The organism is Nocardiopsis halophila DSM 44494, from assembly GCF_000341245.1.
In the GTDB taxonomy this organism is placed as follows: Bacteria; Actinomycetota; Actinomycetes; order Streptosporangiales; family Streptosporangiaceae; genus Nocardiopsis_A; species Nocardiopsis_A halophila.
Map to the genome: position 1 here is coordinate 17547 of NZ_ANAD01000183.1, position 10418 is coordinate 27964.

The 10418-nt window shown below is 75.7% G+C and carries 7 protein-coding genes and 1 pseudogene; 6 read left to right on the plus strand and 2 right to left on the minus strand.

Annotated features, from left to right (window positions below; genetic code table 11):
* From D450_RS0121145 to D450_RS0121155, 3 genes are all read left to right on the plus strand, one after another.
* Positions 1-1410, plus strand: a complete 1410-nt coding sequence (locus D450_RS0121145; protein ID WP_017540648.1) for an amidase — start codon at positions 1-3, stop codon at positions 1408-1410.
* Positions 1411-1693: 283 nt separating this feature from the next.
* On the plus strand, positions 1694-3514 hold the full coding sequence (locus D450_RS30820) for a BCCT family transporter (protein WP_017540649.1): 1821 nt from the start codon (positions 1694-1696) through the stop codon (positions 3512-3514).
* A gap of 13 nt (positions 3515-3527) precedes the next feature.
* The gene (locus D450_RS0121155; RefSeq protein ID WP_017540650.1) at positions 3528-3719 is read left to right on the plus strand and encodes a hypothetical protein; all 192 of its coding nucleotides are present in this window, start codon (positions 3528-3530) and stop codon (positions 3717-3719) included.
* Between the two features lie 168 nt (positions 3720-3887).
* On the opposite strand, the gene D450_RS35275 is transcribed toward D450_RS0121155, so the two are convergent.
* Positions 3888-4010 (minus strand): hypothetical protein, encoded by a 123-nt coding sequence (locus D450_RS35275; protein ID WP_017540651.1) that lies wholly within the window; start codon positions 4008-4010, stop codon positions 3888-3890.
* A 459-nt stretch (positions 4011-4469) separates the two neighbouring features.
* Positions 4470-5063 carry a TetR/AcrR family transcriptional regulator gene (locus D450_RS0121165; RefSeq protein ID WP_017540652.1) on the minus strand — a complete coding sequence of 198 codons (594 nt, stop codon included), beginning with the start codon at positions 5061-5063 and terminating at the stop codon, positions 4470-4472.
* 289 nt (positions 5064-5352) lie between these two features.
* On the opposite strand from D450_RS0121165, the gene D450_RS0121170 reads away from it, so the two are divergent.
* From D450_RS0121170 to D450_RS0121180, 3 genes and pseudogenes are all read left to right on the plus strand, one after another.
* Complete coding sequence (locus tag D450_RS0121170) at positions 5353-5916, plus strand: 2Fe-2S iron-sulfur cluster-binding protein (protein WP_017540653.1); 564 nt, start codon at positions 5353-5355, stop codon at positions 5914-5916.
* A pseudogene (locus tag D450_RS30825) lies at positions 5913-6901 on the plus strand (FAD binding domain-containing protein). The gene D450_RS0121170 and the pseudogene D450_RS30825 overlap by 4 nt, the downstream one beginning before the upstream one ends.
* On the plus strand, positions 6898-9015 hold the full coding sequence (locus tag D450_RS0121180) for a xanthine dehydrogenase family protein molybdopterin-binding subunit (protein ID WP_017540654.1): 2118 nt from the start codon (positions 6898-6900) through the stop codon (positions 9013-9015). The pseudogene D450_RS30825 and the gene D450_RS0121180 overlap by 4 nt, the downstream one beginning before the upstream one ends.
* The last annotated feature ends 1403 nt before the right edge of the window (positions 9016-10418 follow it).

The window sequence follows — 10418 nt, forward strand, 5'->3', positions numbered from 1 at the left end:
ATGCCCGACCCGATCCACACGCTCGGCGCGGCCGGGATCGCCGCCGCGGTCGCCGCGGGGGACATCGGCGCCCGCGAGGCCGTCGAGGCGCACCTGGAGCGCATCGCCGCGGTGAACCCGGCGGTCAACGCCGTCACCACCCCTCTGGCCGAGCGCGCCCGCGGGGAGGCCGAGGAGCTCGACCGCCGCCGCGCCCGGGGCGGGCCCGCCGGGCCGCTGGCCGGGGTGCCCTTCACCGTCAAAGAGAACATCCACGTCGCGGGCACGGCGACCACGTTCGGCGTGCCCCGCATGCGCGGCCTGCTGCCCCGCGAGGACGCCCCTCCGGTGCGGCGCCTGCGCGCCGCCGGGGCCGTGTGCGTGGGGCGCACCAACCTGCCGGACATGACCCTGGGCGGGGTGCACACCTCCAGCACCCTGTACGGGGACACGGCCAACCCCTGGGACCCGGCGCGCACCCCCGGCGGGAGCAGCGGAGGCGATGGCGCCGCCGTGGCCACCGGTATGGCACCGCTCGGACTGGGCAACGACTCCGGGGGCTCGGTGCGCGTCCCGGCCGCGTTCTGCGGTGTGGCAGGGCTCAAGCCGGGCTACGGCCGGATCGCTTCGGACCACCGCATCGCCGGGCGGGAGCCGACCCTGGCCTCGCAGCTGTTCCCGGTGGACGGGCCGATCGCGCGGAACACGGCCGACCTGCGGCTGGCGCTGTCGGTCCTGGCGGGGCCGGACCCGGGGGACCCGCGCGCGGTCCCGGCGCCGCTCCAGGGGCCGCGGCCGCGCGGCCCGGTCCGGGTCGGGGTGGTCGCCGACGCCCTCGGATCGGGGGTCGATCCCGGCGTGCGGGCCGCGGTACGGGAGGCGGCCGACGCCCTGCAGGAGGCGGGGTACGCGGTCGAGGAGGCGGTCCCGCCGCGCCTGTCGGAGGCGCTGGACGGGTACGGGCGGCTGGTGATGACCGAGTTCGCGCTGGGGTGGCCGCACCTGAAGGAGCTGATCCGCGAGGAGGCGCGGCCCTACATCGAGCGCTCGATGGAGAAGAACCCGCCGGCGGACCTGCCGGGGTACGTGCAGCTGACCGCCGACCGGCTGGGCGTCCAGCGGGAGTGGGCGCGGTTCCAGCAGGAGGTGCCGCTGCTGCTGGGCCCCGTCTTCACCGGTCCGATCCCCTCGCCCGGCGAGGAGCTGCAGAGTGCGGAGGCGCACGAGCGCGTCTCCGGTGCGCTGGGGCTGTGCGCGGCCACGACCTACGTCGGGGTGCCCGCGGTCGCCGTCCCGGCCGGGGTGGCCGACGGGCTTCCGCGGTCGGTCCAGGTGATCGGTCCGATGCACCGCGAGGACCTGTGCCTGGATGCGGCCGAGGCCATCGAGAGGAGCTTCGGCACGCCGACGCCCATCGATCCCCGCGGATGAGAACGCAACGGTGCGCGCTCCGAGGGCCGTGGGAATGGGCACACCCGCGCGGGTCCGGCGCCGTGGCCCGGACCTGCGGCCCGGGCGTGAGCCGTGCCACGCGCGCACGCCGCTCACCAGCGGATATCCTGGGCGTTTTGCCGCAGTATCCCATGCTTGTCACCGACCCGAGGGTCGGCGTCCACCGGCCGTGAGGGCGCGTGTCGCGCAGCCCCGGCGTGGACGGACCACCGAGGAGTGTCCTCCCATCCCGAAACCCGTCGAGGAGCGTTCGCCCCTGCCCGTGAAGGGGCGGGTGGACGCCCGGGTCCTGATCGTCAGCGGCGGCCTGCTCTCCGCCTTCGTCATCGCCGCGCTCGCCGCCCCCGGGGCGACCGGGAGCGCGGTCTCCGCCGCCTTCACCTGGTCCGCGGGGGCGTTCGGCGCGTTCTGGCAGGTGCTGCTCCTGGCCACCCTTGCCGTCGCCGCGGTGCTGGCCTTCTCCCGCTACGGCAGGGTCCGCATGGGCGGCACCGGCGCGCCCGAGTTCGGCGCCTTCCGGTGGGTCGCCATGGTGCTGACCACCCTGCTCGCCGCGGGCGGCGTGTTCTGGGCGGCCGCCGAGCCCATCGCGCACTACACGCAGACGCCGCCGCAGTACGCGGACGCGGTCGAGGGCCCGATGGCCGCGGCCGCCACGGCGCTCGCGCAGAGCTTCACGCACTGGGGGCTCGCGGCCTGGGCCGTCGGCGGGTCGCTGGCCACCCTGGTCATGATGCGCGGCGCGGAGAAGGGGCTGCCCCTGCGGCCCCGCACCCTGCTGCACCCGCTGATGGGCGAGCGGATCCGGACGCACTGGCTCGGCACGGTCGTCGACATCGCGTGCGTGGCGGCCGTGGTCGCCGGCACCGTCGGCCCGCTGGGCTTCCTGGGGCTCCAGGTGTCGTACATGGCCGGCATCCTGTTCGGCACCCCCGACTCCTACGCCGTGCAGGCCGGGATCATCCTGGGCCTCACCGGCGTCGCGCTGGTCTCCCTGCTCAGCGGGATCTCCCGGGGCATCCAGCTGCTGAGCCGGATCAACGTGTGGGTGGCGCTGGCGCTGGTGGCGGCCATCGTGGCGCTGGGTTCGGCGGCCTACGTCGCCGACGCCTACCTGCAGGCCAGTGCGGTGTACGCCCGCGAGTTCGCCACCATGGCGCTGTTCCGCGGGGACACCGAATGGCTCGCCTACTGGACCGTGTTCTTCTTCGGCTGGTTCCTGGGCTACGCCCCGATGATGGCGATCTTCATCGCGCGCATCTCCCGGGGGCGCACGGTGCGCCAGATCTTCGTGGGCGCCACCGTCCTGCCCGCCGTCGTCACCATGGTGTGGTTCAGCGCCCTCGGCGGCACCGGGCTGTACCTGGAGCAGCAGGACCCGGGCGTGGTGTCCGGCCCGTACGCCGAGCACGGCCTGCCGGCGGCGGCGATGTCCATCATCCAGGCGCTGCCCTACACGCTCGGCCTGGGCGTGATCATGATCCTGGTGTCGCTGCTGTTCTTCGCCTCGACCATGGACACCATGTCCTACACGATCGCGGCCTCGTCCATGCGGGGCGGGGAGCCGCTGCCGTGGGTGCGCGCCTTCTGGTGCGTGGGAATGGGGCTGGCGGGCGCCGCCCTGCTCGGCGTCGGGGACGGCGGGGTGGACGCGCTCCAGTCGTTCATCGTGATCGCCGCCGTGCCGGTGGGCTTCGTCCTGCTGCCGACCCTGTGGACCGCGCCGCGACTGGTCCGCGAGATGGCCGCCGAGCAGGGCATCACCGGGCCGCGGCCGGCCGGGGCCGATGAGGCCTCCGCCGACGCGATCACGGCTGCGCCCGGGGCCGGGGAGCGTGAGGACCAGGACGCCGACGCGGAGCCGCTGCCCGCCGGCCGCNGCCGGCCGCGCGGCCCCGTCGCCCCTACTTGGATTCGACCCGCGCGAGCGCCCCGGGGCCGGTCGCCAGCGCCTCGCACGCCTCCTTCCAGGCGGGGTCCCCGGGGGAGAACGCGGTGCGGAGGTAGGCCCAGGCGAGCCGCTGCACGGCGGCCACCCGTTCCGGGCTCTCGTCCGTGGTCTCGGCGGCGTCGTATCCGCTGATGCCGCCGAGGCCGTGCTCACCGCCGCGGCCGAGGCCGACGAGATCGCCCCGGGCACGCAGGCCTACGAGCTGATGCGCGGAATCGGCAACCTGTGCATCGACCGCGGAAGCGACCCCGGCTACGACCCGCGCCGGCTGGTGGCCCTCCTCATCAACGGCCTCCGCAGCCCCGCCTCCCCCGAGATCGTTGACGGGGGTTCCTGAAGCGCCGCCGGACACGGCGACGGGCGCCCGTGGCCGACCTGCCGCCGCAGGCGTGTCCGCGCCGCGGCGCCCGGAGCAGCGGCGACGGCGGCGGGTGGGGTCGGCGGCCGGGCACGGCGGCGTTCCCGGAGCCCCGTCAACGCTCCAGGGAACGGGCCCGGCAGAACCTCAGGACACCCTTCCGCCGGTGAGGTCGTCGACGACGGTCCCGGCACAGGGCACCGCCCACGCAGGGCCGGCGTAGTCCTCGTCCTCGCCCACAGTGGCCTCGACCCCGGTATCGCTCGACATCCGGACGACGCCCCTCCCGCCCCCGTCGCAGCCGGCCGCGGGTCCCCCTCGATGTCCGTCAGCCGGGCACGGCGCTCGGCCTCGTCGTCCTTGACGTCCGGCCCTCCTCGACCACCGCCCGCGGCTCCCTCCCGAGTTCGAGCGGCCCCGGCCCCGCCATGTGCACGGCGAATCGGCCCTGCAGGGATTGGGGTACCCCTCGCGGCTCACCTGCTCCTTTGTGAGCAGTCGGCAGGGGTCCGTCCCGGTGACGACGGCGCGATATCGCCCTCGGGGCGCCGGTTGCGGCGGGGGGAGGTGTCCGCCCCGGAGGCCGAACCGCCGAACCGCATGCGCACCTCCCCAGCCCCCGCCCACGGCGGCACGGGGCCTCCGGGGACGCGGAGGCCGGCGACCGCATCCGGCCGCGGCCGGGCCGACTCCGGTCCCCGGCGCGCGGGCCGCGGCACCGCGCCCGGTTCAGCGTTCGGCCGCTCCGGCCCGCAGACCGTCCATGACCAGGTCGAAGAGGCGCCCGACGCGCTCCGCCCGGTCCTGGCGGGCGCCGACGAGCCAGAGGCCGGAGATGGCGATCATGAAGTCCTCGGGGGTCACGCCGGGGCGGATGGTCCCGGCCTCCTCATTGGCCCGCAGCAGGAGCGCGACGGCCTCGTTGACCGGGCCGGGGTCCGGTTTGGCCGCGCCGCCGACCCCGCCGAGCGCCTGGCTCATCGCCTCGGCCAGACCCGCCTTGGCCAGCGCGAAGCGGGCCAGGCGGTCCATCCACGCGCGCAGCGCCCGCTCCGGCGGCAGAGCCGCGAGCAGCCGCGGCGCCGCGTCGGCCACCTGCTGCATCTCGTGCCGGTAGACCTCCAGGACGAGGGCCCCGCGGCTGGGGAAGTTGCGGTAGAACGTCCCCTGCCCCACGCCCGCCTTCTTCGCGATCGCGCTCAGCGGGACGTCCGCCGACCGGGTGAACTCCTCCAGCGCCGCTTCCAGGATGCGCTCGCGGTTGCGCTGCGCGTCCGAGCGCAGGGGCGCGCACTTGCCGTCCCGATCGTCTGGGTTGCCCATATCCCGTCCGTCCGCCCTCCGGAAGCCCCGGCAGGCCGCCCTTGTCAAGCGGACAGCTGTCCACTAGATTCACCGTGTCCGGACAGCTGTCCGTTTCCTGCCTCCTCCACTCTACCGGGGGGACGTTTGCGCACGGACGGCGGCATTCGATCACCGACCTGCACCATCGCGCACTCCGCAGCGCACCGCGCGCCCGCGGTCCTGCGCCCCGCGGCCGCCCGGCGCCGCCGACGCCGGCACCGCTCCGCTCGACCACGGCGCGCACCACATCCGCGAAAGTAGGCTGAGCATGGCCACAGCGCCCTCCAGCACCATCACGCTCGACATCAACGGCGAGAAGCACACGCTCCCCGTCGACCACCGCACGACGCTGCTCGACGCCCTGCGCGAGCGCCTCGGCCTCACCGGCTCCAAGAAGGGCTGCGACCAGGGCCAGTGCGGCGCCTGCACGGTCCTGGTCGACGGTCGGCGGACCGTCTCCTGCCTCCAGCTCGCCGTCGCCGCCGAGGGCCGCACGATCACCACCATCGAAGGCGTCGCCGACGGCGGCCGGCTGCACCCGGTCCAGCAGGCCTTCCTGGACCTCGACGGCTACCAGTGCGGGTACTGCACCCCGGGGCAGATCTGCTCGGCCGTCGCGGTCATCGAGGAGCACGCGGCCGGCTGGCCCAGTGCCGCGACCGACGACGTCCGCCCCGAGGCCGGGGCGCCGGAGCTCACCCCCGACGAGATCCGCGAGCGCATGAGCGGCAACCTGTGCCGCTGCGGCGCCTACGTCTCCATCGTCCGGGCCGTCGCCCAGGCGGCCCAGGCCCCCGCCCGCGCGACGGCCGCCGGGGAGGTCGGCGCATGAAGGAGTTCGCCTACCAGCGCGCCGACGACGCACCCGGCGCGGTCGCCCTGCTCGCCGCCGACCCCGAGGCGCGCTACCTCGGCGGCGGGACCAACCTCGTCGACCTGATGAAGACCGGCATCGAGCGGCCCGCACGGCTCGTCGACGTCCGCGGGCTGCCGCTGGACGGCATCGGGCCGACCGACGACGGCGGCCTGCACATCGGGGCGACCGCCACCAACAGCGACGTGGCCGCCCACCCCGAGGTCCGCCGCCGCTACCCGGCGCTGGCGCAGGCGCTGCTGGCCGGCGCCTCCGGCCAGCTGCGCAACATGGCCACCGTCGGCGGGAACCTGCTGCAGCGGACCCGCTGCGGCTACTTCACCGACGCGACCGGGCCGTGCAACAAGCGGGTCCCCGGCAGCGGCTGCCCCGCCATCGAGGGCGAGCACCGCAACCACGCCATCCTGGGCGCCTCCCGGAACTGCGCCGCCACCCACCCCTCGGACATGGCCGTCCCGCTCGCCGCCTTCGACGCCGTCGTCGCCTACGAGACGGCCGACGGGCCGGGCCGGATGCCGCTCGCCGACCTCTACCCGCCGGTGGGCGACACCCCCCACGTGGAGACCGCGCTGCCCGCGGGCGCGCTGATCACCGGCGTCACCCTGCCGCCGGCGCCCGTGGCCGCCTCCTCCCGCTACCGCAAGGTGCGCGAGCGCGCCTCCTTCGCGTTCGCGATCGGCTCGGTCGCCGCCGCCCTGGAGGTCCGGGACGGGGCCGTGGGCGAGGTGCGCCTGGCCTTCGGTGCGGTCGCGCCCCGCCCCTGGCGGGCCCGGGAGGCCGAGCGGGCCCTGGCCGGGGGCCCGCTCACGGCCGACGCCTTCGCCGCCGCGGCCGACGCCGAACTGGCGGGCGCCGAGCCGCNGACAACGCCTACAAGGTGCCGCTGATGCGCGACCTCGTGGTCGCCGTGCTGACCGAACTCGCCGAGGAGGCCCGCGCATGACCGCCACCGCCGAGGGGAAGAGCGCCGTGGGCACCGCGCACGTCCGCCTGGAGGGCCTGGACAAGGTCACCGGGGCGGCCGTGTACGCCGGGGAGGTCCACTTCGACGGCCTGGCCCACGGGTGCCTGGTGCTGTCCACCGTCGCCCGCGGCCGCATCCGCTCCGTGGACGCCGGCCCCGTCCTGGCCATGCCCGGCGTCCTCGACGTCTGGCACCACGGCAACGCGCCGCGCCTGAACACCGACTTCGTCGGCATGCTCGGGCCCACCGACCCGCTTCTCGGGCTCTTCCAGAACGACCGCGTGCCGCACGCGGGCTGGCCGGTGGCGCTGGTCGTCGCCGAGACGCCGGAGCAGGCCAGGGAGGCGGCCGACTCCCTGGCGGTCGAATACGAGGCCGAGCCGCACGACGTGGAGTTCACCGCGGGGCGCCCGGAGGCCTACACCCCCGGCGGGACGGTGGAGACCTCCAAGGGCGACGTCGAAGCCGGGCTCGCCGCCTCCGCCGTCGTCGTGGACGCCGAGTACACCACGCCCGAGGAGTACCACAACTCGATGGAGCCGCACGCGGCCACCGCCCGCTGGGAGGGCGGCCGGCTGGAGCTGGTCGACTCCAACCAGGGCACCCCGATGGTGGCCGGCGACATCGCGCAGCTGTTCTCCCTGGACCCCGAATCGGTGCGGGTGCGCGCCGAGCACGTCGGCGGCGCCTTCGGCAACAAGGGGACCCGCCCGCACCAGGTGGCCGCGGTGATGGCCGCGACCGCCCTGCGGCGCCCGGTCCGGGTCGCCCTCACCCGGCGGCAGCTGTTCTCGGTGGTCGGCTACCGTCCGGCCACGGCGCAGCGGGTCCGGCTCGGCGCCGACCCCGACGGGCGGCTGCGCGTGCTCGACCACCTCGCCCTCAACCAGACCTCGACCACGAGCGAGTACGTCGAGGCCAGCGCGTCCCCCGGGCGGACTCTGTACGACGCCGACGCCCACCGCACCTCCCACCGGCTGCTGCGGCTGGACGTGCCCACCCCGACCTTCATGCGCGCACCGGGCGAGGCACCGGGCTCGTTCGCGCTGGAGTCGGCGCTGGACGAGCTCGCCGAGAAGTGCGGCGTCGACCCGATCGAGCTGCGCCTGCGCAACGAGCCCGAGGCCGGGCCGCTGTCCGGGCTGCCGTTCAGCAGCCGCAACCTGCGCGCGTGCTTCGAGGAGGGCGCCCGCAGGTTCGGCTGGGCCGGCCGCGACCCGCGCCCCGGGGTGCGCCGCGAGGGGCGCTGGCTGGTCGGCACCGGCACGGCGGCGGCCACGTTCCCCTCGGGGGCGGCCCCGTCCACGGCGGCCGTCACGGCGGAGGCCGACGGGTCCTTCACCGTGGGGGTCAACGCCAGCGACATCGGGACCGGGGCGCGCACCGCGATGGCGCTGGTGGCCGCGGAGGCCCTGGGCGTGGACACGGACGCCGTTCGGGTCCGCATCGCCGACAGCGACCTGGGGCCGGCGATGATCGCCGGCGGCTCGATGGGCACCCGGTCCTGGGCGTGGGCGGTGTCGGCCGCGGCGCGCGAGCTGCGGGAGCGGCTGGTCCCGGGCGCCCCGGTGCCGGCCGAGGGCGTCACCGCGCGGTCCGACACCGGCGAGGCGGTCGGCGCCTTGCCGCAGAAGGAGCGGTACTCGTTCGCTTCGCAGTTCGCCGAGGTCGCCGTGGACCCCGCCACCGGCGAGGTGCGGGTGCGCAGGATGCTGGGCACCTTCGCCGCCGGCCGGATCGTCAACCCGCTGACCGCGCGCAGCCAGCTCCTCGGCGGGATGGTCTGGGGGATCTCCATGGCCCTGCACGAGGAGGGGGCACGGGACCAGGCCTCGGGCGGCATCGTCGGCGGCGACCTGGCGGGGTACCACGTCGCCGCCAACGCCGACGTGCCCGCCGTCGAGGCGCACTGGGTCGACGACCCGGACCCGGACGACCCGGTGGGCATCAAGGGCATCGGCGAGATCGGGATCGTCGGCGCCGCGGCGGCGATCGCCAACGCGGTCTGGCACGCGACCGGCGTGCGCCACCGCCACCTGCCGATCCGCCCCGACCGCGTCCTGACGGCCGGGCAGGAGGCGGCGAAGGCCTGACCGGTGACGGCGGTGGACGGGTGCGCCCCGCCCACCGCCGTCGCCTCCGGGCTCCGCCACCCGGCCGAGGGGCGCCGCCCGGGCACGCCGGCCCCCGGCACACCTGCAACGGCGACCGAGCGAGAAGAAGGCCGTCCGGTTCCGGCTCAGGAGCAGCAGCGACGGCGGGGCGGCAGGTGCCCAGCTCCAGCCTGCTTGCCGGGCGGCGGGCCTCTGCGGTGCGGGGGACAGCGGCAACGACGGAACGGCTGGTGCCCCGCTCGCGCCTGTCGGCCGGGCCGCGGGGCCATCGAGGTGCAGGGCAGAACGCGGCGACGAAGAGGAGCGGCGGTTCCCCGGTCCTGCTTGTCGGCCGCCGGGCCCTTCGCGGTGCCGGGACAGCGGCGACGACAAGGCGCAGCGGTTCCCCGGTGCTGCCGGTCGGCCGCCGGGTCACCAGAGGTCCCGGGAGATGGCGGCGACGGCACAGCCGGTGCCCCGCTCACGCCTGCTTGCCGGGCGGCGGGCCTCTCCCGGTAACCGCGATGAGCAGCGACGACGGGACGGCCGGTGCCCCGCTCCGGCCTGCCCGCCGGACGGCGGGCCCCTTTGGTGCCAGGAAGGAGAGCGGCAACGACGACGCGAGGGCGGTTCCCCCGGGACCAGCGGTCGGCCGCCGGGGGAACCGCCGACTTGGAAGCCCCCTCCCCTTTTCGCGTTCCGGGCATAACGGGCACATCAGGCGATGGCTGAGCATCGAGAGTGGTGATATCGCCACGCAATGTGCAATTGGGCGGCGATATCACCACTCTCGATGAAGAACGAGCCCTCCCGGGCCGATCTCCAGCGGGCACGGCCCGCAAGTCGTCCCGTTTGTCCGGATCGGACGGGGGTGCGGGCCTCGCGCGCGCCCGGAGCGCCACCCGGACCGGACGGGGGTACGGCGGCGGCCAGACCAGAACCGGATTCGGTATCCGAGACCCCTTCTACCGGCACACCGGACCCGTTTACGGCACCCCCGGTCACTCCGGGTAGCCGGAGACGGGTCGACACTGGCACGAGGCCCGGCGCGGGCGGGCAGCCCGACCCTCGCCCGCCGCCCCACCCTCCTCAATGCGCAAACAAACAAGGGCAATGCGGACATCGCGACACCGAACCCCGTTCTGGTCTGGCCGGGATCACACCCAGGGGCCGCCGTGAGGCGTCGATCAGCGCGCTCCCGCTCTCCCCGAACTGTGACGGTGAGTATTTACCCAGGTCAAAAGGGTGTTCCTGATCGAGGGGTGTCCGGCGCGGGCCGGGTGGGGCGCCGCGGACGCGGGCGGGCGGCGACCCGCCCTGGCCGCGCACCCGGCCCGGCCCACCAGAGGCCCGGCTGCCGAACGGCGCCCCCGAGGAAGCACCCCGCCTCCTCGTCGCCGCCC

Coding starts and splice junctions, on each gene's coding strand:
- D450_RS0121145 (WP_017540648.1), top strand. CDS start 1: ATGCCCGACCCGATCCACACGCTCGGCGCGGCCGGGATCGCCGCCGCG.
- D450_RS35275 (WP_017540651.1), bottom strand. CDS start 4,010: ATGTCGAGCGATACCGGGGTCGAGGCCACTGTGGGCGAGGACGAGGAC.
- D450_RS0121165 (WP_017540652.1), bottom strand. CDS start 5,063: ATGGGCAACCCAGACGATCGGGACGGCAAGTGCGCGCCCCTGCGCTCG.
- D450_RS0121170 (WP_017540653.1), top strand. CDS start 5,353: ATGGCCACAGCGCCCTCCAGCACCATCACGCTCGACATCAACGGCGAG.
- D450_RS0121180 (WP_017540654.1), top strand. CDS start 6,898: ATGACCGCCACCGCCGAGGGGAAGAGCGCCGTGGGCACCGCGCACGTC.